Annotated in this window: 23 protein-coding genes and 1 pseudogene; 16 read left to right on the top strand and 8 right to left on the bottom strand. The window is 73.6% G+C overall.

The window, feature by feature from the left end; all coding sequences use genetic code 11:
- The first annotated feature begins 9 nt into the window (after window positions 1-9).
- Both AC1VM9_RS01830 and AC1VM9_RS01825 read left to right on the top strand, forming a co-directional pair.
- Window positions 10-1,308 (top strand): type III PLP-dependent enzyme domain-containing protein, encoded by a 1,299-nt coding sequence (locus tag AC1VM9_RS01830; RefSeq protein WP_483120848.1) that lies wholly within the window; start codon window positions 10-12, stop codon window positions 1,306-1,308.
- Window positions 1,301-2,632 (top strand): D-arabinono-1,4-lactone oxidase, encoded by a 1,332-nt coding sequence (locus AC1VM9_RS01825; protein ID WP_483120846.1) that lies wholly within the window; start codon window positions 1,301-1,303, stop codon window positions 2,630-2,632. Before AC1VM9_RS01830 ends, AC1VM9_RS01825 begins: the two co-directional genes overlap by 8 nt.
- A 258-nt stretch (window positions 2,633-2,890) precedes the next feature.
- Here AC1VM9_RS01825 and AC1VM9_RS01820 read toward each other — a convergent pair whose 3' ends face one another.
- From AC1VM9_RS01820 to AC1VM9_RS01800, 5 genes are all read right to left on the bottom strand, one after another.
- Window positions 2,891-4,501 carry an MFS transporter gene (locus AC1VM9_RS01820; RefSeq protein WP_483120844.1) on the bottom strand — a complete coding sequence of 537 codons (1,611 nt, stop codon included), beginning with the start codon at window positions 4,499-4,501 and terminating at the stop codon, window positions 2,891-2,893.
- Window positions 4,498-5,907 carry a class II fumarate hydratase gene (locus AC1VM9_RS01815; protein ID WP_483120842.1) on the bottom strand — a complete coding sequence of 470 codons (1,410 nt, stop codon included), beginning with the start codon at window positions 5,905-5,907 and terminating at the stop codon, window positions 4,498-4,500. The genes AC1VM9_RS01820 and AC1VM9_RS01815 overlap by 4 nt, the downstream gene beginning before the upstream one ends.
- Window positions 5,908-5,959: 52 nt before the next feature.
- On the bottom strand, window positions 5,960-7,030 hold the full coding sequence (gene rarD / locus AC1VM9_RS01810; protein WP_483120840.1) for an EamA family transporter RarD: 1,071 nt from the start codon (window positions 7,028-7,030) through the stop codon (window positions 5,960-5,962).
- Window positions 7,031-7,115: 85 nt separating this feature from the next.
- Complete coding sequence (locus AC1VM9_RS01805; RefSeq protein WP_483120838.1) at window positions 7,116-8,192, bottom strand: 2-oxoacid:ferredoxin oxidoreductase subunit beta; 1,077 nt, start codon at window positions 8,190-8,192, stop codon at window positions 7,116-7,118.
- A complete protein-coding gene (locus AC1VM9_RS01800) occupies window positions 8,189-10,186 on the bottom strand; it encodes a 2-oxoacid:acceptor oxidoreductase subunit alpha (protein WP_483120836.1) in 1,998 nt (665 codons plus the stop codon). The genes AC1VM9_RS01805 and AC1VM9_RS01800 overlap by 4 nt, the downstream gene beginning before the upstream one ends.
- A 184-nt stretch (window positions 10,187-10,370) precedes the next feature.
- On the opposite strand from AC1VM9_RS01800, the gene AC1VM9_RS01795 reads away from it, so the two are divergent.
- The 10 genes and pseudogenes from AC1VM9_RS01795 to AC1VM9_RS01750 all read left to right on the top strand — a co-directional run bounded on the left by AC1VM9_RS01795 (window position 10,371) and on the right by AC1VM9_RS01750 (window position 20,040).
- Window positions 10,371-10,730 carry an NADH-quinone oxidoreductase subunit A gene (locus tag AC1VM9_RS01795; protein WP_481341866.1) on the top strand — a complete coding sequence of 120 codons (360 nt, stop codon included), beginning with the start codon at window positions 10,371-10,373 and terminating at the stop codon, window positions 10,728-10,730.
- Window positions 10,730-11,344: pseudogene (locus AC1VM9_RS01790) on the top strand (NADH-quinone oxidoreductase subunit B); the annotation flags it as partial. The gene AC1VM9_RS01795 and the pseudogene AC1VM9_RS01790, both read left to right, overlap by 1 nt.
- A 146-nt stretch (window positions 11,345-11,490) precedes the next feature.
- Window positions 11,491-12,015, top strand: coding sequence for an NADH-quinone oxidoreductase subunit C (locus tag AC1VM9_RS01785; RefSeq protein WP_481341868.1), 525 nt, complete (start codon window positions 11,491-11,493; stop codon window positions 12,013-12,015).
- Window positions 12,012-12,977, top strand: coding sequence for an NADH-quinone oxidoreductase subunit NuoH (nuoH, locus tag AC1VM9_RS01780; protein ID WP_481341869.1), 966 nt, complete (start codon window positions 12,012-12,014; stop codon window positions 12,975-12,977). The genes AC1VM9_RS01785 and nuoH overlap by 4 nt, the downstream gene beginning before the upstream one ends.
- A gap of 33 nt (window positions 12,978-13,010) precedes the next feature.
- Window positions 13,011-13,946: a NuoI/complex I 23 kDa subunit family protein gene (locus tag AC1VM9_RS01775; protein ID WP_483120834.1), complete on the top strand. Its 936-nt coding sequence runs from the start codon at window positions 13,011-13,013 to the stop codon at window positions 13,944-13,946.
- Entirely contained in the window at window positions 13,943-14,512 is a 570-nt protein-coding gene (locus AC1VM9_RS01770; protein ID WP_483120833.1) for an NADH-quinone oxidoreductase subunit J family protein, read from the top strand. The genes AC1VM9_RS01775 and AC1VM9_RS01770 overlap by 4 nt, the downstream gene beginning before the upstream one ends.
- Complete coding sequence (gene nuoK, locus AC1VM9_RS01765; RefSeq protein WP_483120832.1) at window positions 14,509-14,967, top strand: NADH-quinone oxidoreductase subunit NuoK; 459 nt, start codon at window positions 14,509-14,511, stop codon at window positions 14,965-14,967. Before AC1VM9_RS01770 ends, nuoK begins: the two co-directional genes overlap by 4 nt.
- The gene (locus AC1VM9_RS01760; RefSeq protein WP_483120830.1) at window positions 14,964-16,904 is read left to right on the top strand and encodes an NADH-quinone oxidoreductase subunit 5 family protein; all 1,941 of its coding nucleotides are present in this window, start codon (window positions 14,964-14,966) and stop codon (window positions 16,902-16,904) included. Before nuoK ends, AC1VM9_RS01760 begins: the two co-directional genes overlap by 4 nt.
- A complete protein-coding gene (locus tag AC1VM9_RS01755) occupies window positions 16,895-18,400 on the top strand; it encodes a complex I subunit 4 family protein (protein WP_483120828.1) in 1,506 nt (501 codons plus the stop codon). Before AC1VM9_RS01760 ends, AC1VM9_RS01755 begins: the two co-directional genes overlap by 10 nt.
- Complete coding sequence (locus AC1VM9_RS01750) at window positions 18,397-20,040, top strand: NADH-quinone oxidoreductase subunit N (protein ID WP_483120826.1); 1,644 nt, start codon at window positions 18,397-18,399, stop codon at window positions 20,038-20,040. Before AC1VM9_RS01755 ends, AC1VM9_RS01750 begins: the two co-directional genes overlap by 4 nt.
- On the opposite strand, the gene AC1VM9_RS01745 is transcribed toward AC1VM9_RS01750, so the two are convergent.
- Window positions 20,000-20,755, bottom strand: a complete 756-nt coding sequence (locus tag AC1VM9_RS01745; RefSeq protein WP_483120824.1) for a TetR/AcrR family transcriptional regulator C-terminal domain-containing protein — start codon at window positions 20,753-20,755, stop codon at window positions 20,000-20,002. The two genes, AC1VM9_RS01750 and AC1VM9_RS01745, sit on opposite strands and share 41 nt — an antisense overlap.
- A 58-nt stretch (window positions 20,756-20,813) precedes the next feature.
- On the opposite strand from AC1VM9_RS01745, the gene AC1VM9_RS01740 reads away from it, so the two are divergent.
- Entirely contained in the window at window positions 20,814-21,194 is a 381-nt protein-coding gene (locus tag AC1VM9_RS01740) for a VOC family protein (RefSeq protein ID WP_481341877.1), read from the top strand.
- Between the two features lie 31 nt (window positions 21,195-21,225).
- Here the strand turns inward: AC1VM9_RS01740 and AC1VM9_RS01735 are convergent, their stop codons facing one another.
- Together AC1VM9_RS01735 and AC1VM9_RS01730 are read right to left on the bottom strand one after the other, a co-directional pair.
- Window positions 21,226-21,834: a helix-turn-helix domain-containing protein gene (locus AC1VM9_RS01735; RefSeq protein ID WP_483120822.1), complete on the bottom strand. Its 609-nt coding sequence runs from the start codon at window positions 21,832-21,834 to the stop codon at window positions 21,226-21,228.
- A 367-nt stretch (window positions 21,835-22,201) separates the two neighbouring features.
- Window positions 22,202-22,813: a hypothetical protein gene (locus AC1VM9_RS01730; protein ID WP_481347265.1), complete on the bottom strand. Its 612-nt coding sequence runs from the start codon at window positions 22,811-22,813 to the stop codon at window positions 22,202-22,204.
- A gap of 187 nt (window positions 22,814-23,000) precedes the next feature.
- On the opposite strand from AC1VM9_RS01730, the gene htpX reads away from it, so the two are divergent.
- Genes htpX through AC1VM9_RS01715 form a run of 3 tightly spaced genes read left to right on the top strand, consistent with a single transcriptional unit; the run spans window position 23,001 to window position 26,955 of the window.
- Window positions 23,001-23,876 carry a zinc metalloprotease HtpX gene (gene htpX / locus AC1VM9_RS01725; RefSeq protein ID WP_481341880.1) on the top strand — a complete coding sequence of 292 codons (876 nt, stop codon included), beginning with the start codon at window positions 23,001-23,003 and terminating at the stop codon, window positions 23,874-23,876.
- A gap of 50 nt (window positions 23,877-23,926) precedes the next feature.
- Window positions 23,927-26,425 (top strand): aminopeptidase N, encoded by a 2,499-nt coding sequence (pepN, locus tag AC1VM9_RS01720; RefSeq protein WP_483120820.1) that lies wholly within the window; start codon window positions 23,927-23,929, stop codon window positions 26,423-26,425.
- Window positions 26,422-26,955 carry a GNAT family N-acetyltransferase gene (locus tag AC1VM9_RS01715; protein WP_483120818.1) on the top strand — a complete coding sequence of 178 codons (534 nt, stop codon included), beginning with the start codon at window positions 26,422-26,424 and terminating at the stop codon, window positions 26,953-26,955. The genes pepN and AC1VM9_RS01715 overlap by 4 nt, the downstream gene beginning before the upstream one ends.
- The last annotated feature ends 1 nt before the right edge of the window (window position 26,956 follow it).

Genomic DNA, 26,956 nt, shown 5'->3' with positions numbered 1-26,956 from the left:
GGTGCGCGCATGAGCGGCCACCCCTCCCTGCCCGACGCGTCGGCCTCCGAGCGGGCCGCGGCGCCGCCTCCGCACGAGGCTGCCGGGGCTGCCACGTCGCCCCCGGGCCGGGCCGCCGCGCCGCGGTCGGGCGGGCGACGGACCCGCCTCACGGCGTCCCGGCTGTCGGCTGCCACCGCCGGCCTGTCCTACCCGCTCGCCGTCGTCGACGTCGACGCGTTCGACGCCAACGCGTCGGTGCTCGTCGCCCTCGCGGGCGGCCTTCCCGTCCGCGTCGCCACCAAGTCGCTGCGGTGCCGGCCGCTCATCGAGCGGGCGCTGGAGCGCGACGGTTTCGCCGGCCTCATGTGCTACGCCGCGCGCGAGGCGGTCTGGTGGGCGCGGTCGGGGCAGCACGACGTGCTGGTGGCCTACCCGAGCGTCGACGTGGAGGCCCTCACCGAGATCGCGGGCGACCCGGACCTGCGAGCGGCCGTCACGGTCATGGTCGACAGCGTCGAGCACGTGGACTTCCTGGCCCGCCAGGTGCCCGGCCACGGGGGCCTGCGCGTGGCCGTGGACGTCGACGCGTCGCTGCGCGTCGGGCCGGCCCACCTCGGCGTGCGCCGGTCGCCGCTGCGGACGGCCGGCGACGTCGAGGTCGTCGTGCGCCGGGCCCTCGAGCAGGGCCTCGTCGTCGTCGGTCTCATGTTCTACGACGCTCAGATCGCGGGGCTGCCGGACTCCTCGCCTGCGGTGCGCCGGATGAAGCGCCTGTCCGACCGCGAGCTGCGCACCCGCCGCGGCGAGGTGGTCGCGGCCACCCGGGCCCTCACGGACCTCGAGTTCGTCAACGGCGGCGGCACCGGCAGCCTGCACCTGACGGGCCGCGACGCGGCGCTCACCGAGCTCGCCGCCGGGTCCGGCCTCTACGCGCCGACGCTCTTCGACGCCTACGACGCCCTCGACCTGACCCCGGCGGCGTTCTTCGGCACCGCGGTCGTGCGGCGGCCAACCGACGGCGTCGTCACGGGATTCGCCGGGGGCTACGTCGCCTCGGGCCCGCCCGGCTGGTCGCGGGTCCCCGAGCTGCTCGAGGAGCAGGGCCTGCGGCTCGAGCGTCGGGAGGGCACCGGGGAGGTGCAGACACCGTTGCGCGGGCCGGGAGCCGATGCGCTCGGCCTCGGTGACCGGGTGTGGTTCCGGCACGCGAAGGCGGGCGAGCTGGCCGAGCGGTTCACCGAGTTCGTGCTGGTCAGCAGTGCCCGCGGCGACGAGGTCGTCGGACGGGCCGCGACCTACCGTGGGGAAGGGCAGTGCTTTGGCTGACAACGCGCCGCGCGTCGTGCGCAGCGTCGACTGGTCGAACTGGTCGGGCACCGAGTCGACCCGGCTGGCCCGGGTCGCGACGCCGCGCAGCGAGGCCGAGGTCGCCGACGAGCTGCTCCGCGCCGCGGACCGCGGGTTGCGGGTCAAGGTGATAGGCGCCGGGCACTCGTTCTCCGGTGTCGCGGTGACCGACGGCGTCCAGCTGCGCCTCGGGGCGCTGTCCGGCATCACGTCGATCGACGCGACGCGCGGCGAGGCGACGGTGCGCGCCGGCACGCCGCTGCACGTCCTCAACGACGAGCTCGCTGCGTTCGGGTACGCGATGCCGAACCTCGGCGACATCGACCGGCAGAGCATCGCCGGCGCCACGGGTACCGGCACGCACGGCACCGGGCTTCGTCTGCAGGGGCTCTCGGCGGGCATCCGCGCCCTGCGCCTCGTGCTCGCCGACGGCTCGGTCGTCGACTGCTCGGCGACCCGTGAGCCCGACCTGTTCCAGGCGTCCCGCCTCGGGCTCGGTGCGCTCGGGATCGTCACCGAGATCACGCTGGCGGTCGTGCCCGCGTTCCTGCTGCACGCCGTCGAGAGGCCGGAGCCGTTGTCGGACGTGCTCGCCCACCTCGACGTCGTCGCCGAGACGAACGACCACTTCGAGTTCTACTGGTTCCCGCACACCGACCGCACCCTCACGAAGCGCAACAACCGCGTGCCCGAGGGGACGACGCCCAAGCCGCTCCCAGCGTGGCGGGAGCGGCTCGACGACGACCTGCTGAGCAACCGGTTCTTCGAGGTGACCAACCGCGTCGCCACCCGGCTGCCGCGCACGACGCGGGGCATCAACGCCGTCGCGTCGCGGGCGCTGTCGCAACGGCAGTACACCGACTGGTCGCACCGCGTGTTCGTCACCGCTCGCGACGTGCGGTTCATGGAGTCGGAGTGGGCCTTCCCGCGGGCAGCGCTCGGGGAGGTGCTCCTCGAGCTGCGCGAGTGGGTCGACACCCACGACGAGCACATCTCCTTCCCCGTCGAGTGCCGGCTGGCCGCCGCCGACGACGTCTGGTTGTCGACGGCCTACGAGCGAGAGAGCTGCTACGTCGCGATCCACCGGTACCACCGGCAGGAGCGCGGCGCCTACTTCGACGCCTTCGAGGCCATCGCGACCAACCACGGCGGCCGCCCGCACTGGGGCAAGATGCACACCCGCGATGCCGAGTACCTGCGCGAGCAGTACCCGCGGTTCGACGACTTCCTCGCTGTCCGCGACCGGGTCGACCCGAAGCGCCGGTTCGCCAACGCCTACCTGGAGCGGGTTCTCGGCACCTGACGGAGCACCACCTCCGGACACCCGCTGCACCCCGGTCGCTACGTCAGTGCTCAGTCTGAGTGAGCAGTGACGTAGCGCGGGGAGGGGGTGTCTCCGGGGCGGTGGGGGGTCGGTGTGTATACGTCAGTGCTCAGTCTGAGTGAGCAGTGACGTAGCGCGGGGAGGGGGTGTCTCCGGGGCGGTGGGGGGTCGGTGTGTATACGTCAGTGCTCAGTCTGAGTGAGCAGTGACGTAGCGCCCGGGGTCGAACGGGGTGGCCTAGTGGACGCGGGCCACCCCGGCGTCGTCCGCGCGCTCGGTGCTGGTGCCGGGGCAGCCCTGCGTGCCCGAGCACGACCAACCGGCTGGGGCGAGGTGCGCCGCGCGCGCCGTGTGCGTCGTCGCGGGTCCCGCCGTCACCGGCTCCGCCGCCTTCTCCGGCGTCTCCACCCGCGTCACGGGCGACGCGGGTTCGGCCGCGTCCGCCAGCCCTGTGTCGTCGGCGATGAGCAACCACGAGACGGCGCCACCGGCCACGAGCAGCACCGCACACACGAGCATCGCGGAGTGGTAGCCGGAGGAGAACACCTCGGGTCGTGCGTAGTCCGCACCCGCGAGCCCGACGGCCGCGGGCAGCGCCGCGACCGCGAGGAGGCTGCCGGCGCGCGCCACGGCGTTGTTGACGCCGCTCGCGACGCCGGCGAACCGGTCCGGGGCGGCGGCGAGCACCGTCGCCGTGAGCGGCGCGACGAGCAGCACCAGCCCGACGCCGAAGACGGTGACGCCGGGAAGCACCCCGGTCCAGTAGGACGAGGACGCGTCGACGCCGGCGAGCAGCAGCGTGCCGACCCCGCACAGGACGGGACCGACGGTCATCGGCAGCCGCGGACCGATGCGCGCCGCCAGCTCACCGCCGCGCGCCGCGAACAGCAACATGAGGACCGTGATGGGCAGCGAGGCCGTGCCCGCCGGCAGCGGCCCCCACCCGAGCACCGTCTGCAGCTGCAGGGTGAGGAAGAAGAAGACCGCGCCCAGCGCCGCGTAGACGAGCAGCGTCATGCCGTTGGCCGCGCTGAACTGCCGCGACGCGAACAGCGACGGAGGCACCATCGGGTGGCGGGTGCGCCGCTCGACGACGACGAAGGCGGTCGCCAGCGCGAGACCTACGGCGGCGACCCCTGCCGTGCCGCCGGCACCGAGGGAGTCGTGCTCGATGAGCGCGTAGGTCGTGACGCCGAGGGCGAGCGTCGCGAGAAGCGCCCCGGTGACGTCGAAGGTGTGGTCGGCCTCGGCGTCCCGGGTCTCGGGGACGGCAGCGAGGGCGATCCACACGGTCAGGACGCCGAGCGGCACGTTGAGCAGGAACGCCCACCGCCAGCTCGCATACTCGACGAGCCATCCGCCGACGAACGGGCCGACGGCCGCGGCGATGCCACCCAGCCCGGACCACGCGCCGATGGCCTTCGCGCGGTCGTCGTGCCGGAACGTCGACTGGATCATCGCCAGGCTGCCCGGGGTGAGCAGGGCGCCACCGACGCCCTGGAGGACCCGCGCCGCGATGAGCTGGCCGGGGGACTGGGCCAGGCCGCAGGCCGCGGAGGCCAGCGTGAACCACACGACTCCGACGACGAAGACGCGACGGCGGCCGTAACGGTCACCGAGGGAGCCACCGAGCAGGATCAGGGACGCGAGCGCCAGCAGGTAGCCGTTCGAGATCCATTGCAGCGCAGCGAGGTCGGCGGACAGGTCGTGCCCGATGCGCACGAGTGCGACGTTGACGACCGTGCCGTCGAGCATGGCCATGCCCGACCCGAGGACCGCCGCGGTGACGACGAGCCGTCCCGTCCGGGTCCCGAGCGTCAGGCCGCCTGCCGGAGCGTCGGTGGTCACGACCGGCTCGGCGGACGGGTCATCGCCAGCACGTCGAGGGCGTCGTCGAGCTGCTCCTCGGTCAGCTTTCCGTCCGCGACATGACCCTGGTCGATGACGACGTCGCGGATCGTCCGCCGCTCGCGCACCGCCTGCTTGACCACGGCCGCCGCAGCCTCGTAGCCGATGTACCGGTTGAGCGGCGTGACGACTGACGGCGAGCCCTCGGCCAGCGCGCGGGCGTGCTCCACCTCGGCCGTGATGCCCTCGACGCAGCGGTCGGCGAGCAGCCGCGCGGTCGAGGCGAGCAGGGTCAGCGACTCGAGGACGTTCTTGGCCAGGACCGGCAGCATGACGTTGAGCTCGAAGTTGCCGGCCGCGCCCGCGGTGGTCACGGTGACGTCGTTGCCGATGACCTGCGCGCACACCATGAGGGTCGCCTCGGGCACGACGGGATTGACCTTGCCCGGCATGATGCTGGACCCGGGCTGCAGGTCGGGCAGGTGGATCTCCCCGAGGCCGGTTCGGGGGCCGGAGGACATCCACCGCAGGTCGTTGCAGATCTTCGTCAGGCCCACGGCCACGACCTTGAGGGCACCCGACAGCTCGACGACGGCGTCCTGGGTCGACTGGGCCTCGAAGTGGTTCTCGGCCTCGCGGAACTCGATCCCGATGTCGGCCGACACCCGCTCGATGACCGCCGCGGCGAAACCCGGCGCGGCGTTGATGCCGGTCCCGGCGGCGGTGCCACCCAGGGGCAGCTCCGCGGTCGCGCGGGCCGCGTGCCGGACGCGTTCGGCGCCGAGCTCGACCTGCCGGCGGTACCCGCCGAACTCCTGGCCGAGGGTCACGGGGACGGCGTCCATGAGGTGCGTGCGTCCGGGCTTGACGACGTCGGCGAACTCGGCCTCCTTGTCGCCGAGCGCCGTGGCGAGGTGCTCGAGGGCCGGGACCAGGTCGGTCAGGGCGGCCTCGGTGGCGGCGATCCGCAGGGCGCTGGGGAAGGTGTCGTTGCTCGACTGGCCGGCGTTGACGTGGTCGTTGGGATGCACGCCGAGTCCCGAGGACAGGTGGGCCAGGCGCGCGACGACCTCGTTGACGTTCATGTTCGTCGAGGTGCCCGAACCGGTCTGGAAGACGTCGACCGGGAACTGGTCGTCGTGCTCGCCCCGGGCGACCTCGTCGGCGGCAGCTGCGACGGCCCGGGCCATCGGTGCCTCGAGGACGCCGAGGTCCGCGTTGACCCGCGCCGCCGCGGCCTTGAGCCGGGCGAGGGCGTGCACGACGCCCGACGGGACCGGTTGGCCGCTCACCGGGAAGTTCTCGACGGCCCGGGCCGTCTGGGCACCCCACAGGGCATCGGCGGGCACCTGGACCTCGCCCATCGAGTCGTGCTCGGTCCGGTACGCCTGGCTCGCGTCAGTCATGCCCCCCATCATGCGCGCCCGGCCCGGGCCGTGGCGCGGCAACGGGGTCGGGTCAGCGGGGGCAGTCGTCGGCCGGCACCGGACGCGGCTCGCGAGCCTGCCCCCGACCGCCGGCGTCCGTCGCCTCCGTGGCCTGCACGGCCTCGGGAGCCTCCCTACCGTCCCCGGCCCGGGTGGCCCGGGTGGCCCGGGTGGCGCGTCGCGTGGCCCGGACGCTGAGCAGGGAGTCGGTCGTCAGGAGCAGCAGGGCCACCCAGACGATGCCGAAGCCCACCCACCGCTCGGCCGGCAGGTGCTCGCCGAGCAGGAGCACCGCACAGAGCAGCTGCATGACCGGGGTGATGAACTGGATGAGGCCGATCGTCACGAGGGGGACGCGCCGGGCCGCGGCGGCGAAGCACAGCAGCGGAACTGCCGTGACGACACCGGACAGCACGAGCAGGGTCGTGTGGACGGCACCGTGGTGGCCGAACGCGAGGCCGCCGTGGCCCGCGACGAGCCCGAGCGTCACCGCGGCGATGGGCGCGAGCACGACCGTCTCGACGGTGAGCCCGTGCAGGGCCTCCAGGCTCGCCCCGAGCTTCTTCTTCGTCAGCCCGTAGAGGGAGAACGAGCCGGCCAGGGCCAAGGCGACCCACGGCACGTGTCCGCCCGCGACACCGAGGAACACGGCGGCCGCGACGCCGATGCCGACGGCCGCCCACTGGAGCGCCCGCAGCCGCTCCCGGAGCACGACCACACCGAGCGCGACCGTGACGAGCGGGTTGAGGAAGTAGCCGAGGGCCGCCTCGCTCGTGTTGCCGGCCACGACGGCGGCCACGTACACGACCCAGTTGACGGCGATGAGCACCGCGGCCACCGCGAGCCCGACGAGCAGCCGGGGCCGACGCAGCAGCGGAGCGACCCAGCCGACGTCGCGGCGGGCGAGCAGGACGAGCGCGCAGACCAGCAGGGTCCACAGGATGCGGTGGGCGAGGATCTCCCAGGCGCCTGCGGGGCGCAGCGCGTCGAAGTAGAGCGGGAACAGTCCCCAGAGGCCGTACGCCGCGAACCCGAGGACGGTGCCCCGGCCGGTCTCGCCCTCGGGAGAGCCGAGCGCGAGCCCACCTGCGCGGGCCGCCACGGGCCGTCGCGCAGAAAGACCCCCAGACGGAAGCCCGGACGGGCGCGACCTCACGGCCGGCCCGGCGAGGCGGCGTGCAGCGACCTCACGCGGTCGTGGGCTCGCCCACGGGCCACGTGTCGCGGCCGGCGAGGAGGGTGTCGATGTCGGCGTCGGTGACCGGCGTCGTGCGGGCCGAGGCGACCTGCTCGCGCAGCCGGTCGTCGTAGGTCGGGCGCGAGACGTTGCGGAAGACTCCCATCGGCACGTGGCCGAGGTCGGGGGAGTCGAGGCGCGAAAGGGCGAAGGCACCCGACGGGTCGGTGGCTCCGGCGTCGTGGACGACGACCCGCGCGGGGTCCGCCTCGGCGCGCGGCACGACCGACAGCGAGCCGCGGTCGTCGCGCACGACGACGCTCTCGGCGGTGCCGACCTCCTGCCCGTCGACGAGGTGCAGGATGCGAGCCGCGGCCTCGGTGCGGTCCTTGAGGACGTCGAAGACGCCGTCGTTGAAGATCGGGCAGTTCTGGTAGATCTCGACGAACGCCGACCCGCGGTGCTCGGCCGCCGCGCGCAGCACCGCCGTCAGGTGCTGGCGGTCGGAGTCCATGGTTCGGGCGACGAAGCTCGCCTCGGCGCCGAGCGCGAGCGACACCGGGTTGAACGGGGTGTCGAGCGAGCCGAGCGGCGTCGACTTGGTCACCTGGCCGACCTGCGACGTCGGCGAGTACTGGCCCTTCGTCAGCCCGTAGATCTCGTTGTTGAACAGCAGGATCTTGAGGTTGACGTTGCGGCGCAGCGCGTGGATGAGATGGTTGCCACCGATCGACAGGGCGTCGCCGTCACCGGTGACGACCCATACCGAGAGGTCCTCGCGCGTGGCGGCCAGGCCCGTGGCGATGGCGGGGGCGCGGCCGTGGATCGAGTGCATGCCGTACGTGTCGAGGTAGTACGGGAAGCGCGAGCTGCACCCGATGCCGGAGACGAAGACGATGTTCTCGCGGCGCAGCCCGAGCTCGGGCAGGAAGCCCTGCACGGCGGCGAGGATCGCGTAGTCGCCGCACCCCGGGCACCAGCGCACCTCCTGGTCGGAGGTGAAGTCCTTCTTCGTCAGGGCCTCGCCCTCGCCGAGGCGCGGGACGCCGGCGGTGCCGAGGGCGGGCATGCCGAGGTCGATGCTCACTTCGCGGTCTCCTTCACGCGTGCGTCGGTGCCGTGGGCCGTGCCGTTCCCGTGGGCGTCAGGGGTGGCGGCGCCCACGGCACCGGCCGCACCGGCACCGGCGGGGTCGCCCGCGCCGGCGGCGGGGCGCGTCGACGCGGAGGCCGCGGCCACGACGTCGGCCAGCTCGCGGGCCTGGAACGGCAGGCCCCGCACCGACGTGTGCGACTCGACGTCGACGAGGTACTTCGCGCGCAGCAGCAGGGCCAGCTGGCCGAGGTTCATCTCGGGGACGATGACGCGGTCGTAGCCGCGCAGCACCTCGCCGGTGTTGGCGGGGAACGGGTTGAGGTGACGCAGGTGGGCCTGGGCGACCCGGGCGCCCCGCGCACGGGCCTCGCGCACGCCGGCGGCGATCGGGCCGTACGTCGAGCCCCAGCCGAGGACGAGGACGTCCGCGTCGCCGGACGGGTCGTCGACCTCGAGCGGCGCGACGGTGTCGGCGATCCCGTCGATCTTGGCCTGGCGCAGGCGCGTCATGTGGTCGTGGTTGTCGGGGTCGTAGGAGATGTTGCCCGTGACGTCGGCCTTCTCGATGCCGCCCACGCGGTGCTCGAGGCCCGGCGTGCCCGGCACGGCCCACGGCCGCGCGAGCGTCTCGGGGTCGCGCAGGTACGGATGGAAGACCGGGGCGCCCGCGGCGTCGGTGGCGTTGGGCTCGGTGGCGTGCTCGACGGTGAGGTCGGGCAGCTCCGCCGTCCGCGGCAGGCGCCACGGCTCGGACCCGTTGGCGAGGTAGCCGTCGGACAGCACGATGACGGGGGTGCGGTAGGTCGTGGCGATGCGGACGGCCTCGAGGGCGACGTCGAAGCAGTCCGCGGGCGTGGCAGGCGCGACGACGGCCACCGGGGACTCGCCGTTGCGCCCGAACATCGCCTGGAGCAGGTCGGCCTGCTCGGTCTTGGTCGGCAGGCCGGTCGAGGGCCCACCGCGCTGGATGTCGCAGATGACGAGCGGCAGCTCGAGCGAGACCGCGAGGCCGATGGTCTCGGCCTTGAGCGCCAGGCCCGGGCCGGAGGTCGTCGTGACGCCGAGCGCGCCACCGAAGCTCGCCCCGAGCGCCGCGCCGACGCCGGCGATCTCGTCCTCGGCCTGCATCGTCGCGACGCCGTAGCGCTTGAGACCGGCGAGGGTGTGCAGGATGTCGGAGGCGGGCGTGATCGGGTAGGAGCCGAGGAAGAGCGGCAGGCCGGCGCGGTGGGCTGCCGCGACGAGACCGAGCGACAGCGCGACGTTGCCGGTGACGTTGCGGTACGTGCCGGCGCGCATCCGGGCCGGGGCGACCTCGTAGGCGACGGCGAAGTCCTCGGTCGTCTCGCCGTAGTTGAACCCGGCGTGCAGCGCGGCGAGGTTGGCCTCGAGGATCTCCGGCTTGTCGGCGAACTTACCCTTGAGGAACGCCTCGGTGCCGTCCATCGGCCGCGTGTAGAGCCAGGACAGCAGACCGAGGGCGAACATGTTCTTGGCCCGCTCCTTCTCCTTGCGGGTCAGGTCGGTGAAGGACGCGAGCGCCTCGACCGTGATCGAGGTCAGGGCCACCGGGTGCACGTGCCACGAGGCGAGGGAGCCGTCCTCGAGCGGGTTCTGCGTGTAGCCGACCTTCGACAGGTTGCGCTTCGAGAACTCGTCGGTGTTGACGATGAGGGTGGCGCCGCGCGGCAGGTCGCGCAGGTTGGCCTTGAGCGCCGCGGGGTTCATCGCCACGAGGACGTCGGGCGCGTCGCCCGGTGTCAGGACGGTGTGGTCGGCGAAGTGCAGCTGGAAGCTGGACACGCCGGGCAGCGTGCCCTGGGGTGCGCGGATCTCGGCGGGGAAGTTCGGCAACGTCGACAGGTCGTTGCCGAGCAGCGCGGTCTGTGACGTGAAGCGGTCACCGGTCAGCTGCATGCCGTCGCCGGAGTCCCCGGCGAACCGTATGACCACGCGGTCGAGCTGCTGGACCTTCTTGGTGCTCATGCTCTGCGACGTCCTCGAACTTCCTACGATCCACGGCCCGGGGCAGCGCGCGGCGGGCTTCTTCCATGCTATGTCGCACACGGGCGCAGTTTGTGCAGGTGCCAGAACGTGGACCCGCCCAATCGGACCGAGGCGCGCACCCGCACCGTGCCGCTCGACTGCCGGCATGGATAGGCTGGCCGACATGTCCGGGTACGTGGCCGTCGCAGCGGTGCTCGCCGCCGGCGTCGTCCTCGTGACCGCCGCGATGCTGGCCCGCCGGCTCCTCGCCCCGCGCGCCCCGCTGGCGGCCAAGCTGACGACGTACGAGTCCGGCGTCGACCCGGTCGGCGAGGGCTGGGCCCAGACCAAGGTGCGCTACTTCGTCTTCAGCTTCCTCTACGTCGTCTTCGCCGTCGACGCCATCTACCTGTTCCCGTGGGCGCTCGTGCTGCGGGACGCGTCGATCGGCCGGGCGAGCCTCGTCGAGATGGGCGTCTTCATCGGCGTCATCGTCCTCGGTCTCGCGCACGCCGCCCGCCGCGGCCTCCTGAGGTGGGTGTGATGGCGGCCCGCGAGCCGGGAGGTCCCGTGGACCTGCCGATGCCGACCGTCCCGTCGGCGCAGGCCCCGGTGCAGATGGGCGTGCTGGGCGCGTACGCGCCGCGTCCGGTCAAGGTCGTCCTCAACTGGGGCCGGCGCTACTCCCTGTGGGTCTTCAACTTCGGGCTGGCCTGCTGCGCCATCGAGTTCATCGCTGCGTCGATGGGACGGCACGACTTCATCCGGCTCGGCGTCATCCCCTTCGCGCCCGGTCCGCGGCAGGCCGACCTCATGGTCGTGTCCGGCACCGTCACCGACAAGATGGCCCCGGCCATCCGCCGCCTCTACGACCAGATGCCCGAGCCGAAGTACGTCATCTCCTTCGGTGCCTGCTCCAACTCGGGCGGCCCGTACTGGGACTCCTACTCGGTCACCAAGGGCGTCGACCAGGTGGTGCCCGTCGACGTCTACGTGCCGGGGTGCCCACCGCGCCCGGAGGCCCTGCTGCACGGCATCATCCGCCTCCAGGAGCAGATCGCCGACGAGCGCCTCTCGGCCCAGCGCATCCGCGGCCGGTACGCCGGCAACCGCGTCGCCAGCGCCGGTGACGTCCGCCGACCGCTGCTGTCGCGCCCGCGTCGCCGGGGGCCCGGCGCATCCGGTCGCGGCCCGTCCGGCGCCGGCGCACCCGCCACCCCCCGCACGTCCGGCACGTCCGGCACGTCCGGCACGTCCGGCACGTCCGGTACGTCCGGTACCGGTGGGACGACGGGGGCCGGCCGATGATCACCGCCGACCCGCGCGACGTCCCGGTCGACGACTGGGCCGGCGCGGTCCTCGAGCTGCGCGAGCAGGGCTACCGGTACTTCGACTGGCTGACCGCCGTCGACGAGACCGACCGCGACGACGCACCCGGCTTCGACGTCGTGTGCCACCTGCTCGACCCGTCGAGGCCCGGCGCGGCCACCGGCGTCCTCGTGCGCACCCGCGCGCCCGAGGGACGTGCCGTCCCCTCGCTGACACCGGTCTTCGCGGGCGCCGCGTGGCACGAGCGCGAGACCCACGAGATGTTCGGCATCGACTTCGACGGCTTCGACGACGGCACCGGGCTCGGGCTGCGCCCGCTCCTGCTGCCCGAGGGCTTCGAGGGCACGCCGCTGCGCAAGTCGTTCGTGCTGGCGGCCCGCGCGTCCAAGCCGTGGCCGGGTGCCAAGGAGCCGGGGGAGGGCCACGACAGCGCCCGCGCCCCCGGTCGCCGCCGCGTGCAGGCACCGGGCGTGCCCGGACCCGAGTGGGGTCCGCGATGACGCTCGCCCCCTGGCTCGAGGTCGTGCTGCGTGCCGTCGCCGTGCTCGTCGCCTTCCTCGTGCTGCCGCTCCTCGTCGGCCAGACCGAGCACAAGGTCATGGCACACATGCAGGGCCGGCTCGGGCCGATGTACGCCGGCGGGTTCCACGGCTGGGCCCAGCTGGTCGCCGACGGCGTCAAGTTCGTCCAGAAGGAGGACGTCACGCCGGCGCGGGCCGACCGGTGGGTGTTCCGCCTCGCGCCGTTCGTCGCGCTCGTGCCCTATCTCGTCGCGCTGGCCGTCGTACCGCTGTCGCCGGACGTCGTCGGGGCCGACGTCGAGGCCAGCGTCGTGCTCGTCCTCGCGGCCGTCGGCGTCGGCGTCGTCGGCACGCTCATGGCCGGCTGGGCCTCGGCCAACAAGTACTCGCTGCTCGGCGCGATGCGTGCGGCCGCGCAGCTCGTCTCCTACGAGCTGCCGCTCGTGCTGTCGGTCGCGTCGGTCGCGCTCGCGGCCGGCACACTCTCGGTCGTCGGCATCGCCGAGGCGTGGTCGCCGTGGTGGCTGCTCTGGCAGCTGCCGGGCATGGTCGTCTTCCTCGTCGCCGCGCTCGCCGAGCTGCAGCGCCCGCCGTTCGACATGCCGGTCGCCGACTCCGAGATCGTCTTCGGGGCCTTCACCGAGTACACCGGCCTGCGGTTCGCCTTCTTCCTGCTCGCCGAGTACGCCGGCATCGTCGTCTTCTCGCTGCTGTTCGCCGTGCTGTTCCTCGGCGGCTGGGCCGGCCCGCTCGAGGGGCCTCTCGGCTGGCTGTGGACCCTGCTCAAGGGCTTCCTCGTCGCCGTCGTCGTCATCTGGCTGCGGGTCTCGTGGCCGCGGATGCGGGAGGACCAGCTGCAGCGGCTGGCCTGGGTGTGGCTCGTGCCGCTGTCACTGCTCCAGCTGGCGCTGACCGCCGTCGGCGTGGTGATGGTCCGATGAGGGCCCCGACCCGACCCGAGGGGGTGACCCGCCGTGGGTGACGGCATCGTCCCCGGCCTCGTCAGGGGCCTCGCGCAGACGGCCCGCACGATGACCCGCCGCAGTCACACGGTGGAGTATCCCGACGTCGCGCCGGCGCTGCCCCCGCGCTCGCGGGGCGTCATCGCGCTGACCGAGGAGAACTGCACCTCGTGCATGCTCTGCGCGCGCGAGTGCCCCGACTGGTGCATCTACATCGACTCCCACAAGGAGGAGGTCCCGCCGACGACGCCCGGTGGCAGGGCCCGGCAGCGCAACGTCCTCGACCGGTTCGCCATCGACTTCTCGCTGTGCATGTACTGCGGCATCTGCATCGAGGCCTGCCCGTTCGACGCGCTGCACTGGAGCCCCGAGTTCGAGTACGCCGAGCTCGACATCCGCGACCTGCTCCACGAGAAGGACCGCCTCGGCGCGTGGATGGCCACGGTCCCGCCTCCGCCCGCGCTCGACCCCGGCAGCGCCGAGCCCGCCGAGGTCGCGGCGTCCTCGCGCCCGGCCCGCGGGGCGCGCGGCGCGGGAGCCGCCGGCGCCGCCGGCGCCGCGGGTCCCGGCGATCGCGCCGGCGCTGCGCGCGCAGGCGCGGCGACGCGTCCGACGCGGGTCCGGCCCGCGCGCGACACCACGCCCGGGACCGACGCGCCGGGCACCGTCGCGCCGACCCGTCGGATGCCGGCCGTCGGCACCGCCGGGAGCGCCGGTAGCGCCGGCAGCGCCGGCAGCGCCGGGAGCGCCGGCAGCGCCGGGAGCGCCGGCAGCGCCGGCATCGACGACGCCGTGGACGCCGCGGCGACCGCGTCCCGCAGCGGCGACGAGACGCAGGTGCTGCCGACCTCCTCGACGCCCGAGACGCCATCGGGCGCGGGCGACGAGACGCAGGTGCTGCCGACGTCCTCGACGCCGGAGGCCCCCGACGAGGAGGGCCGCGCGTGACGACCCGCGACATCGTGTTCGCCGCCGTCGGCGCGATCACGGGCCTCACGGCGCTGCTCGCCGTCACGACGCGTCACGTGGTGCACGCGGCCCTGTGGCTGCTGGTGTCGCTCGGCTCGCTCGCCGGGTGCTACCTCGTGCTCGGCCAGGAGCTCGTCGGGCTCGTGCAGCTGCTCGTCTACGTGGGCGCGGTCGTCGTCCTCGTGCTCTTCGCGCTCATGCTGACCCGGGCGCCGATCGGTCCGCACGCCGAGATCGACACCCCGGCCTGGCAGCGCGTGGTCGGCGCCCTCCTCGGGGCGGCCACGGCGGTCCTGCTCGGGGCGCTGCTCCTGCCGCTCTTCTCCGGGGCCACCGCCTCGCTCGACGACGCGCCCTCGGCGACCCCGCGCATCGCCCAGGCCGTGTTCGGCACGTGGGTGTGGCCGTTCGAGCTGCTGTCGGTGCTGCTGCTCGTGGCACTCGTCGGAGCCTTCGCGGTGTCGCGCCTCGTGCTCGAGCGCGGACGCGTCGACGCGGTCGCCGCCGAGCGCGCGCGTCGCCCGGGGTCGGGGGCCGTCTCGTGATCCACCTCGAGCTGCCCGTCCTCCTCGTCGCCCTGCTCGCGGGCGCCGGCGTTTTCGGCATCCTCGCCCGGCGCAACGCCGTGCTCGTGCTCATCGGCGTCGAGCTCGTCCTCAACGCGGCGAACCTCCTTCTCGTGACGGCTGGTTCGCGTTCGGGGTCCCCCCTCGCGGCAGGCGCCGTGCTGACGCTCTTCGTCATCACCATCGCGGCGGCCGAGGTCGTCGTCGCGCTCGCCATCGTGCTCGTGCTCTTCCGCACGACGGGCCACGTCGACCTGACGCACGTGCCCGACCTCGACGACGGACCGGAGCCCGACGACCTGGAGGACGGCGCCGACGAGCCGTACGCATCGGCCGGGACCGGCGCGCGCGGCGCCTCCGATGCGCGCGGCGCCTCCGATGCGCACGGCCTGGCCGGCGAGCCCGCTGCGGCGGGGCCGGAGGTGCGGTCATGAGCTGGGTCGTGCGGATGATCGTCGTCGTCCCGGCGCTCGCCGCCCTGGCCGGTCTGCTCGTGCACCGGCAGCGTCGGGTGTCGGGCGGCGTCGCGGTCGGCGCGTCGACCCTCGTCGCGGTCCTCGCGCTGCTCCAGTGGGTCGCCCCGACGCGCACCGCCGACATCGGCACCTTCGGTGCGCTGCCCCTCGGTGACCTCGCCGCGCCCCTGCACCTGCTGTCCGACCGGGTCTCGGGCCTCGTGTCCTTCGTCGTGGCGCTCGTCGTCCTCGGCATCCAGGTGTTCACGGTCTGGTACCTCGGCGACGACCCGCGCTACGGGCGCTTCGCCGCGTCGGTGTCGTTGTTCGCCGCCGGGATGCTCCTCGTCGTCCAGGCCTCCGACCTCGTCCTGATGCTCGTCGGCTGGGAGGTCATGGGCTGGTGCTCGTGGCTGCTCATCGGCCACGACAGCGAGCGGCCGGCGGCCCGGCGCGCCGCCTACAAGGCGTTCCTCGTGACGCGGGTCGCCGACATCGGCATGGTCGTGGGGATCGTCGCCCTCTCGGTCCGGGCCCGCAGCACCGACCTGCTCGCCGTGATCTCCGCGACCGGCCACACCACCGCGCTGACCGTCGGCCTCGTCGGCGTGGCCGTCGGGGTCGCCGGCAAGTCCGGCCTCGTCCCGTTCCACGACTGGCTGCCCGACGCCATGGAGGGCCCGACACCGGCCTCGGCCCTCATCCACGCCGCGACGATGGTCGCGGCCGGCACGTACGTCATCGCAAGGCTCTTCTCCCTCTACGCCGGACACGAGGGCGCGCGGACCCTGCTCGCGGTCCTCGCGGCGGTGACGATGGTCTACGCCGCCCTGCTCGCCCTCGTGCAGACCGACCTCAAGCGGATGCTCGCCTACTCGACCCTCAGCCAGGTCGCCATCATGCTCTCGGCGCTGGCCGCCGCACCGCACGACCTCGGTCCCGGGGCCGGCCTGTCGCACCTGATCGGACACGCGTTCTTCAAGGCGCTGCTCTTCCTCGCGGCCGGGTGGCTGGCGGTGCTGGCCGGTGCCACGGCCCTCGTCACGCTCCGCGGTCGGCTGCGCGGCACCGGCGCGCTGCGGTGGTCGACCGGCATCGGCCTCGCCGCGCTCGCCGGGGTGCCGCCCCTCGTCGGCTTCGTCAGCAAGGACACCGTCATCGACGCCGCACTCGAGGGGGAGGGTGTCGGCGCGACGATCGTCGTCGTCGCCCTCTTCGTCACTGTCGTGCTCACCGCCGCGTACTGCACCCGCGCCTGGCTGCTGCTCGACACCCCGGTGGCCGGTGCCGTCGCCGGACCGGCACCCGTCCCCGAGACCGTCGAGGCCGCCCACCCCGCTGCGACGCCCGACGCCGTGGTCGCCGAGGAGGACGTCGCCGTCGTCACGACCGCCGACAGCGCGGACGACGCGGAGGTCGAGCGGGTCCACGCCCACGGGCACAGGGCGATCACCCTGCCCGCTGCCATCGTCGTGTCGGCGCTCGCAGCGCTGACCGTCCTCGGCGCCCTCCTGCTCACCGGGATGCGTGGTGGCGTCCACATCGGTCTGCTCAGTGCCCTGCTGTCGGTCCTCCTCGTCGTCGGGGCGGCCTTCGCGGTGTGGTCGCTGAGCGACCGGGGTCGCGTCGACGTCGCCGACCACGTCCCGGCGCCCCTGCGCGTGAACGCGGTTCGCGGCTTCGGCGTCGACACGGCCTACGTCGCCTTCGGCCGGATGGTCACGGCGGCCGCACGTCTCGTCGTGGCCCTCGACCGCGACGTCGTCGACGCCTACCCGCGTGCCACCGCCGTCGTCGTCCGTGGCGTCGGGCGCCTCGGTGACCGCGCCCACCGGGGCGTGCCGTCGGGTGCCCTCGTCGCCGTGCTCGTCGGTGCCGTCTCGGTGGCCGTCCTGGGGGTGGCCGCGTGGCGCTGACGCTGATGCTGCTCGTGCCGCTGCTCGCGGCCATCGCCCTCGTCGCGATCCCGGGCGAGTCGCGAGCCGAACGGGGCATCGCCCTCGGCGCCTCGGTCGTCACCGCGGTCCTCGCCGTGGTCGTCGTCGCCACCCGCGCCGAGGTCGACGCGCCGTGGATCCGGTCCCTCGGTGTGCGATGGCACTTCGGCGTCGACGGCGTCTCGGCGGCGCTCGTGCTGCTGACCGCCCTGCTGACGGTGGGCCTCGTCGCGCACGCGCTCTCGGGTCCGATCCCCAAGGGAGGCAGCGGCTCGACGTTCCTCGGGTGCATCCTCCTCGTCGAGACCGGCGCGCTCGGCACGTTCCTGGCCCGCGACGCCATCCTCTTCTTCATCGCCTTCGAGGTCGTCCTCGTGCCGATGTGGGTGCTCATCCGTCGGTTCGGCGACGACCACGTGCCCGACGAGGCCCGGGCCGACGCGGCCGGCCGGTTCGTGCTGTTCACCGTCCTCGGCTCGACGCTGATGCTGATCGGCATCCTCCTGCTCGTGCACCACCAGGGCACGTCCGACCTCGCGGTCCTCGCCGCCCGGCACGGCGCCGGGCTGGCCCGGCCGCTCGAGGTCGCCGTGGCCGCCGTCCTCCTCGTCGGGCTCGGCATCAAGGTGCCGCTCTGGCCGCTGCACACGTGGCTCCCGTCGGCGCACACCATCGCGCCCACCGCAGGGTCGGTGCTGCTCGCCGCCGTCCTGCTCAAGATGGGGACCTACGGCATCGTGCGCCTCGTCGTCGCCACCGTGCCGGCCGGCGTCGCCGCGCTCGCGCCCGTGCTCGCCCTCCTCGGCGTCGTCGGCATCCTCTGGGGAGGCCTCGCCTGCCTCGTCGAACGCGACCTCAAGCGGCTCATCGCCTACAGCTCGGTGGCGCACATGGGCTTCGTCGCCCTCGCCCTCGCCTCCGGCAGCGAGACCGGGTTGCAGGCCGCCCTCTTCGGCAACATCGCGCACGGCGTCGTCTCGGCGCTGCTGTTCGTCGTCGTCGGCGAGCTCAAGGAGCGCTGGGGCTCCGCCGACCTGCGGGTGGCCCGGGCGGCCCTGCGCGACAACGCTCCTCGCCTCGGTGGCGCCCTCGTCCTCGGTCTCGCCGGGGCGCTCGGGCTGCCCGGGCTCATCAGCTTCTGGGGCGAGTTCCTCGCGCTGTACGCGACGTGGTCACCCGCCGACGGCCGGCCGGTCGCCCTGCTCCGGGTCTGCGTCGTGCTCGGCGCCGTCGGCCTGGCGCTCGCGGCCGCCTACTCGTTGCGGGTGGCCCGCATCGTCTGGGCCGGTGAGGGCAGCGACGCGGCGACCGGTTCTGCGGCGGTCGCCGTCGCCGACGCCCAGGGCATCCGGTGGGCCGTCATGGTGACGCTCGTCGTGGTCATCGTCGTGCTCGGTGTCGCGCCGCACCTGCTCCTGTCGCTGTCCGCCGCCGCGGCCGGCGGGCTGCTCACCGGTACGGGGGTGGCGCCGTGAAGGGGCTGAGCCTCGACCTCGCCGTCCTCCTGCCGGCGCTCGTCCCGCTGGGCTGCGCGCTGCTCGTGCTCGTCGCCGACCTGGTCGTGCCGACGCTGCGGCGGCTGCCGTGGGGCGTGGCGGCGCTCGCGTCCGTGGGGACGGCCCTGGCGACGGTGCCCGGCCTCGCGAGCGGCGACACCCGGACCACCCTGTGCCTGGCGCCGCCGTCCGGCTCGGCGCTGCCCACGGTCGAGGGACTGCCTGCGTCGTGCTTCTGGGAGGCCGACGCCCTGACCGGCGCGCTCCAGATCGCGGCGGGGGCCGCCGCCCTCCTCTGCGTCCTGCTGGCGTGGCCGCGGCGCGGCCGGAGGCCCGGGTCGTCCGCGCCGTCCCGGTCGTCCGCGCCCGAGCCGGCCTCCGAACCGGTGCAAGTCGTGCTCCTGCTCGCCGCCCTGGCCGCCACGGTCGTCGTGGCGGCCAGCCGCGACGTCGGCACGTGGCTGGTCGCCCTCGAGCTCGCGACCCTGCCGGTCGTCGTCCTCGTCGCGCTGTCCGGGCGGCGCTCGGCCGTCGCCGGGGCGACCCAGCTGCTCGTCACGTCGCTCGTGTCATTCGCCCTGCTCACCCTCGGTGTCGCGCTCTGGTATGCGGCCACCGGCAGCCCCTTCCTGACCCCCGACGCCGCGCTGTCCACGGGCGGCGCGTTCCAGACCGCCCCGGGCTCCCCGACGTCGGTGGTCTTCCCCTCGGTGTCGGCCGGGGTCGTCTCCCTGGCGACCGTTCTCGTGCTGGCCGGGGTGGGCTTCAAGCTCTCGCTCGTGCCGTTCCACGCGTGGACCCCCACCGCCTACGCCGGCGCACCGCTGCCGATCGCGACGTTCCTGGCGACCGTGTCGAAGATCGCCGCGCTCGCCGCCCTGCTCGTCGTCCTGCGGGCGGTCTCGGTGCTCGGCACGCCCGCTCTGTCGTCGATCGCCCTGCTCGCCGCGCTGAGCATGACCGTCGGCAACGTCCTGGCGCTGCGGCAGGACGACGTCGTGCGCCTCCTGGCCTGGTCGACGGTCGCCCAGGCGGGCTGGGTGATCCTGCCGCTCGTGAGCATCTCGGCCCTCGGGGTCGGGGCGAGCGCGACCTACCTGCTCACCTACGTCGCCGCGACGCTCGTCGCCTTCGCGGTCGTGGCCGTGACCGTCCGCGAGCGGCCCGCCGACGGCCGTGTCCTCGCCGGGTACGAAGGCCTGTGGCGCCGCAGCCCGTGGCGTGCCGGGGCGCTCGCCCTCGCGCTCACGTCGCTGGCGGGACTGCCACCGGGCGTCATCGGCCTCGTCGGCAAGGTCGTGGCCCTGCGACCGGTCGTCGCCGAGGGATGGGTGTGGCTCGCCGCCATCGCGGCGGCCAACGCTGTGCTCGGCGTGGCCGTGTACCTGCGCTGGCTGCGACCGGTCGTGTCCTCTCCGGACACGTCGGGAGCGCTGGCGGCGGCGGAGGCGTCGGGCGCCTCGGACGGGCCGGGTGCCTCGAGTGCCTCGGGCGCGCCGGGCTCGGCGTCGGGGCCTCGCCGTGGCGGCGGGGTGGCCGTGGCCGGGCTGGTTCTCGCGGCGGCCGTGCTCGTCGTCGTCAGCGTCCAGCCGGACGTCCTGCTGCGCCTGCTCGGCTGACCCGGGCCTCGACGCCGTCGAGGATGACCTGGAGTCCGAAGTGGTGGGCCCGCACCGCGTCGCGGGCCGCGCCCTGCTCGGTGCCGGCGGCGGTGCCGACCCGCGAGGCGAGCGGGTAGCGACCGGCGACGTCGAGCTCGGCCAGTCGGGACCCCTCCCGCTCCCACCACTGCTCGGGTGACTCCCGGGCCCGCTCCAGACCGGCCTGTCGAAGCGCGCGAGCACTGGCCCGGACGTGGTCGAGGACGAGCGTGAGGACGGCGTCACGGGTGACGTCGTCGAGCGGCAGCGCCGCGACGGCACCGAGCTCGCGCTCGTACTTGCCGAGCGTGCCCGGACCCAGCACCTCACGCTCGCTCTCCCACTCCGCCAGCCATGGATGCTGCTCGAGCAGGGTGAGGTTCTCGGCGGCCACCTGCTCCAGCCGCTCGCGCCACGGTCCCTCGCTGGGTCGCGCGGCCATGGTGCGCCGGCACTCGTCGACCATGAGGGCGAGGAGCTCCTCACGGGTCGCCACGTGCGTGTAGAGGGACATGACCGACACTCCCACCTCCTTGGCGACCTCGCGCAGTCCGAAGCCGAGGGTGCCGACCCGGTCGGCCACCGCGATCCCGGCGCCCACGATCTCGTCGACCGACGCGCGGGGGCGTCGACCGGGACCGGGCCTCGTCGGTTCGCGCTCCCGCCGCCACAGCAGGTCGACCAGGGTCGGCATGCGCCCTCCTCAAATTTATGTACACTGTACGCATATTGTCACGACGGAAGGGGCCGCCATGCATCTGCTCGACTCTGCCATCTCGCTCAACGTTCCCGACCCGGAGGCGTCGGCCGCGTTCCTGCAGGAGCACCTCGGCTTCGACGTGGCGATGGCCGACGACGGCTTCGTCTCGTTGCGCCATCCCGACGGCGGGCCGAACGTCGTCCTGCTGCGCACGGGGCTTGAATCGTTCAAGCCGGTAGACCGCGCGGGTTCCGCGGGCGAAGGACTGCTGCTCGCGTTCGTCGTCGAGTCCGTCGACGTCGAGTTCGAGCGGATGGTGGCGGCGGGCGTACCGGTCGTCACGGCGCCCGAGACCGAGCCCTGGGGCGAGCGGTACTGCCAGGTCGCCGACCCCAACGGTCTGACGATCCAGCTCGTCGAGTGGGTGTCCTGAGGCGCCGGGGATCCCGGCAGCGCCAGGTGCCTCATGATCGGTGGCGCACGGGGCGCCGCCGGTCGGGCTCGCACTGGCACGCGCAGTCGGGTAGGCAGAGCTCCTCGAAGCAGGCGTCGACGCACATGCACTCGACCTCGACGTGGGGACCCTCCCGTTCGCCGACCGCCGCGCGCCCCAGGGCGAGGCGCTCCAACCGCTCGCGGCGCAGGCCGGCCGCCGTCGGATGGTCCGGCTGGGTACCCCGACGATCCCGCAGCTCGAGGCGCTGCCCGCGCAGGGTGTACCAGCCCTTGGCCGGAGGCTTGCCCTTGCGGGGGTTGGCACCGCGGTGACCCGGCATGTCGTCGGGCCCCGCGACGTCGAGGTGGCTCGGGAAGTGGCGCTCTGCATGGTCACGCAACACGTCCCGCGGCACGGGTTGAACCGGCCGGTTCTGCGCGTCGACGACCAGGAGCCGCAGCCCGGCCACGTCAAGGATCCGCGACAGCGTCCCGACGTCGAGGCGCCTCTCGCCGGACTCGATACGACCGACCGCGGAGGAGGACAGGCCCGTGCGGGCGGCCAGCTCGCGCTGGCTGAGGTCGGCGAGGCGGCGCACGCGGCGCACGTACGCGGCGCCGTCGAAGGCGTCGTCCATCGTGGCCTCCTGCTGCGGTCCGTGGCGCCCACCGTCTCAGGTGGGCACCGGCGACGGGCATCGCCGTCCCCAGCGCGGGCTGCGAAGGGTCGAACGGGTCGCCACCGTCCACAGGGGGCTGTGCCCCCACCGCCTCACCACCTGCCCCGGCTTTCGGGGCAGGTGGTGAGGGTGCTGGTGGGTGGCGGGTGGCTCCTTGCTGCTGCTCCGGTTGTCGGGGCAGGTGGTGAGGGTGCTGGTGGGTGGCGGGTGGCTCCTTGCTGCTGCTCCGGTTGTCGGGGCAGGTGGTGAGGGTGCTGTGGGACGTCGGTTCGGGGCAGCGGACGACCCCGCTGCCCGGGGGGCGGCGGGGTCGGTCGATGGGTGGTCAGCTCCGGGCGAGCGCCTCGGTGCGCGCTGCCGTGGCGGGCGCCGCGACCTGCGTGACGCGCTTGGCGTGCCGCAGGCCCAGGATGCTGAGGACCAGGAGCAGGCCGGCGCCGACGTAGGCCACGACCGCTGCGATCCCGGCCACCGCGCCCATGGTGCCGAAGGCGTACGCGTTGAGCAGCAGGCCGCGCAGGGTGTTGCCCATGAAGAGCGTCTGGCGAAGCTGCCCCAGCTCGGCGACCTTGGCCTGGTCGGCGCTGGCGTCCTTGGACAGCTTCATGAACTCGCCGGAGACCTGCTCGTAGGTGCGGTTGTCCGAGGCCGCGTTCATGTGGACGAGGATGTAGTGGTCGGCGAAGGCCTTGGCCTGCTCGCCGGTCGTCATCTTCGTCCGGCCGTCGGCCCAGGGGGTGAGCGCGGCCTTGTCGGCGGGGGACATCTCGGCGATGGCTGCGGCCGCCGGCATCGTGATGTCCTGCTGGCTCAGCTGCTGCGTGACCTGGTCGCCGATGAAGCCGCTCGCGTAGGTCATCAGCCCTCCGGCGACGAGAAGGACGGCGGCCACGATGAGGCCGGTCCACGAGATGAGCCTGTCGAGCGTCTTGCGCATGATGCGCCTCCTGGTGTGAGGATCGGGGTGGTTTCCCCGGGTCGGTTCCTGACACTGCAAAACTACTACATCGCGTAGTACTACTCGTGTAGTTGAGTCTTCATCCGGATGTGGTTCCCGTCACCATCGCTCCCAGCCAACGCCCAGCCGGAGGGAACCGCGTCCGTCGGTCGAGCGTTGACCGGACATGCACAACCACTTCAACGGGCTCAAGACCGCCGCGCTCTTCGGTGGCATCTGGGCCCTGTTGCTCGGGATCGGCGCGCTCGTCGGCGGAGGTCGCTACCTCTGGCTCTTCGCCCTCATCGGCGTCGGGACGACGTTCTACGGCTACTGGAACTCCGACAAGCTCGCGATCCGGGCCATGCACGCCTACCCGGTCTCCGAGGCCCAGGCGCCGGCGATGTACCGCATCGTGCGCGAGCTGTCGACGCGCGCCGGCAAGCCGATGCCGCGCCTGTACATCTCGCCCACCCAGGCGCCGAACGCCTTCGCCACCGGCCGCAACCCGAGGAACGCGGCCGTGTGCTGCACCGAGGGCATCCTGCAGCTGCTCGACGAGCGGGAGCTGCGCGGCGTCCTGGGCCATGAGCTGATGCACGTCTACAACCGCGACATCCTCACCAGCTCGGTCGCGGCGGCGATCGCCGGCGTCATCACCTCCATCGGCCAGATGCTCATGTTCACCAGCATGTTCGGCGGTGGCAGCAACGAGGACGACCGGCCCAACCCGTTCGCGCTGCTCGTCATGAGCCTGCTCGCCCCGTTCGCGGCCGTCCTGATCCAGATGGCCATCAGCCGCACCCGGGAGTTCGACGCCGACGAGGACGGTGCCAGCCTCACCGGTGACCCGCTCGCCCTCGCGTCGGCGCTGCGCAAGCTCGAGTCCGGTGTCGCCCGTGCGCCCCTGCCCCCGCAGCAGGACATCGTCAACGCCAGTCACATGATGATCGCCAACCCGTTCCGGGCCCAGGACGTCACGCGCTTCCTGTCGACGCACCCGCCGATGGACCGCCGCATCGCCCGGCTCGAGCAGATGGCCGGCGGTCCGGTCCAGCACTGAGGTCGCAACGCCCGCGACGCCCGGGCCGCCGATCTGGCAGGCTCGCCCCCATGCGCAGTCTCACCCTGGCCGAAGCCCGCGAGCGATCCTCGCGCCTCACCGTCACCTCGTACTCGGTCGACCTCGACCTCGACCAGGGGCCGGAGGTGTTCGGCTCGCGCTCGACGGTGCGCTTCACGTGCGCGACGCCGGGGGAGGGCTCGTGGGTCGACGTCAAGGCGCGCTCCGTCGAATCGGTGACCCTCAACGGAGCCCCGCTCGACCCGGCCGGCGTCGTCGACGGGCGCCTCGCGCTGAGCGGCCTCGCCACCGAGAACGAGCTCGTCGTCGTGGCGACGATGGCCTACAGCCACGACGGCCAGGGCCTGCACCGGGCCACCGACCCCGCCGACGGGCAGGACTACGTCTACGGGCACCTCTTCCTCGACGCCGCCCCGAGCGTGTACGCCTGCTTCGACCAGCCCGACCTCAAGGCGCCCTACGACGTCACGGTCCGCGCCCCCCGCGACTGGGTCGTCATCGGCAACGGGGCCGCCGAGCAGGTCGAGCCCGGCCGGTGGGTCCTCGGCACGACGAGACCGCTCGCCACCTACTTCGTCACGGTCTGCGCCGGGCCGTACACGTCCGTGCGCGCCGAGCACGACGGCATCCCGCTCGGCCTGCACGCCCGGGCCTCGCTCAAGGAGCCCCTCGAGCGGCACGCCCCCGAGATCCTCGACGTGACGCGTCGGTCGTTCGACTACTTCCACGGGCTGTTCGGCATCCGGTACCCGTTCGGCGAGTACCACCAGGTGTTCGTGCCCGAGTTCAACGCCGGCGCCATGGAGAACCCCGGCTGCGTCACCTTCCGCGACCAGTACCTCTACCGCGGCGCCGCCACCCGCGACGAGCTGCTCACGCGGGCCAACACCGTGAGCCACGAGATGTCGCACATGTGGTTCGGCGACCTCGTGACGATGCAGTGGTGGGACGACCTCTGGCTCAACGAGTCCTTCGCCGAGTACATGTCCCACCGGTGCCTCGTCGACGCCACCGAGTACACCGACGCCTGGGTCGACTCCTCGATCGTGCGCAAGGTGTGGGGCTACGGCGCGGAGCGTTCGCCCTCCACCCACCCGGTGGCCGGCGTGGAGGCCCTCGACGCTCAGAGCGCCCTGCAGAACTTCGACGGGATCTCCTACGCCAAGGGCGCCGCCGCGCTGCGCCAGCTCATCGCCTACGTCGGTGACGACGCCTTCATCGCAGGCGTCCGCTCGTACCTGCGCGACACCGCGTACGGCAACGGGACGCTCACCGACTTCCTCGGCGCCATCGAGCGCGCGGGCGGCAAGGACCTCGCCGCCTGGTCGCGCGGCTGGCTGCTCACCGCCGACCGCGACACGCTCTCCGTCGACCTCGAGGAGCACGCCGGTCTCATCCGGAGCGCCGTCGTCGTCCGCGAGACGCCGGCCACCCACCCGGCCGACCGGCCGCACGCCTTCGACGTCGCCGGCTGGACCGACGGGCGCGAGGTCGGCCGGGTGACGACGACCGTCACGACCGACCGGACGCCGCTCGAGGCCCTCGTGGGTGCGCCCGTCCCGGCGGTCCTCGTGCCCAACGCGTCGGACCTGACGTGGGCGCGGGTGCGCCTACCGGACGCGACGGTCGCCGCGCTGCCGGCGCAGCTCGCCCAGGTGCCGGACGCCCAGGCCCGGGCGGTCGTCTGGTCGGCGCTCGTCGACGGCGTGCACGGCGCGGCGGTCTCGCCCGACGCGTTCCTCGACGTCTTCGACGCCGCCTGGCCGCACGAGACGAACTCCTCGATCCTGACCCGTACGGCGGGCTACGCCGAGCACCGCGTCGTGCCGTTCTTCGTGCCACGCTCTGGCCAGGAGGCCGCGCTCGGGCGCCTCGCAGCGGCCGCGTCGACGCTGCTGGACCGGGCCCCCACCGGGTCGACCGAGTCGCTCGCCGCGGCACGCCTGCTCGCCGGCACGAGCGACGACGAGGCGCTCCTGCGGGCGTGGGCCGACGGCAACCAGCTGCCGGAGGGACTGTCCGACGACGGCGACTTCCGGTGGATCGTCGTCCGCAACCTCGCCGCGCGCGGCCTGCTCGACGCGGCCGGCGTCGACGTCTTCCGGGCCAAGGACGACACGCTCCAGGGCGGGCTCAACGCGCTGATGTGCCGTGCCTCCCTGCCGGCGCCGGACGACAAGGCGTGGGCCTGGGAGCAGCTGACGGGGCGGCACGGGCGGTCCAACTACGAGATGGTGCACCTGGCCCGCGGGTTCTGGGTCGCACCCGAGGACGCGCTCGTCGCCGACTACGTGCCGCGGTACTTCGCCGACGTCCCGGCGATGGCCGGCTGGGTCGGCGAGGACGCCCTGTCGCGGGTCGTCCTCGTGGCCTTCCCGAAGGTCTTCACCGACGACACGGCCCGTCTGAGCGCCGAGGCCCTCGACCGGCACGACCTGACCCCCGCCGTCCGGCGCTCCCTCGTCGACGCCGACGCCGAGCTGCGGGAGGCCCTGGAGTCGCGGGCCACCTTCGGCGCCGTGGCGTGACGCCGGGGCCGCCGCCCGAGTGGGTCGTCGAGCTGGGCGACGTCGGTTCCGAGGACTCCCTTGCCCTCCTGCGTGCGTACTACGTCGAGGTCAGCGACCGGTGGTACCGGCTCAGGGAGGGCCGCGGCTCGACCCCGGAGGAGCTGGAGGCCGGCTTCTCCCGGATGCGCAGCGACGACCTCGCTCCGCCGACGGGCCGGTTCCTCTTCGCCCGACGTGCAGAGGACCCGAGCGTCGTCGGTGGTTGCGTCGGCGTCCGCCGGCTTCGCGACGCCTCCGGTGTCCGGGTCGCCGAGCTGCGTCGGCTCTACGTCCGGCCCGAGCACCGCGGAGCGGGCCTGGGCACCAGCCTGCTGCTGTGCGCCGAGGAGGTGGCCCGGGTCTGGGGGGTCCGGTCGATCCGCCTCGATACGCGCCTGGACCTCCTGGAGGCCCGCGCCCTCTACACCCGCCACGGCTATGCCGAGGTGCCCTGCTTCACCGTCGACGACCCCTACGCCGAGGTCTGGTACGCCAAGCGGCTGCACTGAG

This window comes from Monashia sp. HAY1-11D (assembly GCF_056868035.1).
The sequence above is the reverse complement of the archived record's forward strand: the minus strand, read 5'-3'. Positions and strand labels throughout refer to the sequence as shown.

Coding starts and splice junctions, on each gene's coding strand:
- AC1VM9_RS01830 (WP_483120848.1), top strand. CDS start 10: ATGAGCGGCCACCCCTCCCTGCCCGACGCGTCGGCCTCCGAGCGGGCC.
- AC1VM9_RS01815 (WP_483120842.1), bottom strand. CDS start 5,907: ATGACTGACGCGAGCCAGGCGTACCGGACCGAGCACGACTCGATGGGC.
- AC1VM9_RS01800 (WP_483120836.1), bottom strand. CDS start 10,186: ATGAGCACCAAGAAGGTCCAGCAGCTCGACCGCGTGGTCATACGGTTC.
- AC1VM9_RS01795 (WP_481341866.1), top strand. CDS start 10,371: ATGTCCGGGTACGTGGCCGTCGCAGCGGTGCTCGCCGCCGGCGTCGTC.
- AC1VM9_RS01785 (WP_481341868.1), top strand. CDS start 11,491: ATGATCACCGCCGACCCGCGCGACGTCCCGGTCGACGACTGGGCCGGC.
- nuoH (WP_481341869.1), top strand. CDS start 12,012: ATGACGCTCGCCCCCTGGCTCGAGGTCGTGCTGCGTGCCGTCGCCGTG.
- AC1VM9_RS01760 (WP_483120830.1), top strand. CDS start 14,964: ATGAGCTGGGTCGTGCGGATGATCGTCGTCGTCCCGGCGCTCGCCGCC.
- AC1VM9_RS01745 (WP_483120824.1), bottom strand. CDS start 20,755: ATGCCGACCCTGGTCGACCTGCTGTGGCGGCGGGAGCGCGAACCGACG.
- AC1VM9_RS01740 (WP_481341877.1), top strand. CDS start 20,814: ATGCATCTGCTCGACTCTGCCATCTCGCTCAACGTTCCCGACCCGGAG.
- AC1VM9_RS01735 (WP_483120822.1), bottom strand. CDS start 21,834: ATGGACGACGCCTTCGACGGCGCCGCGTACGTGCGCCGCGTGCGCCGC.
- AC1VM9_RS01730 (WP_481347265.1), bottom strand. CDS start 22,813: ATGCGCAAGACGCTCGACAGGCTCATCTCGTGGACCGGCCTCATCGTG.
- htpX (WP_481341880.1), top strand. CDS start 23,001: ATGCACAACCACTTCAACGGGCTCAAGACCGCCGCGCTCTTCGGTGGC.
- pepN (WP_483120820.1), top strand. CDS start 23,927: ATGCGCAGTCTCACCCTGGCCGAAGCCCGCGAGCGATCCTCGCGCCTC.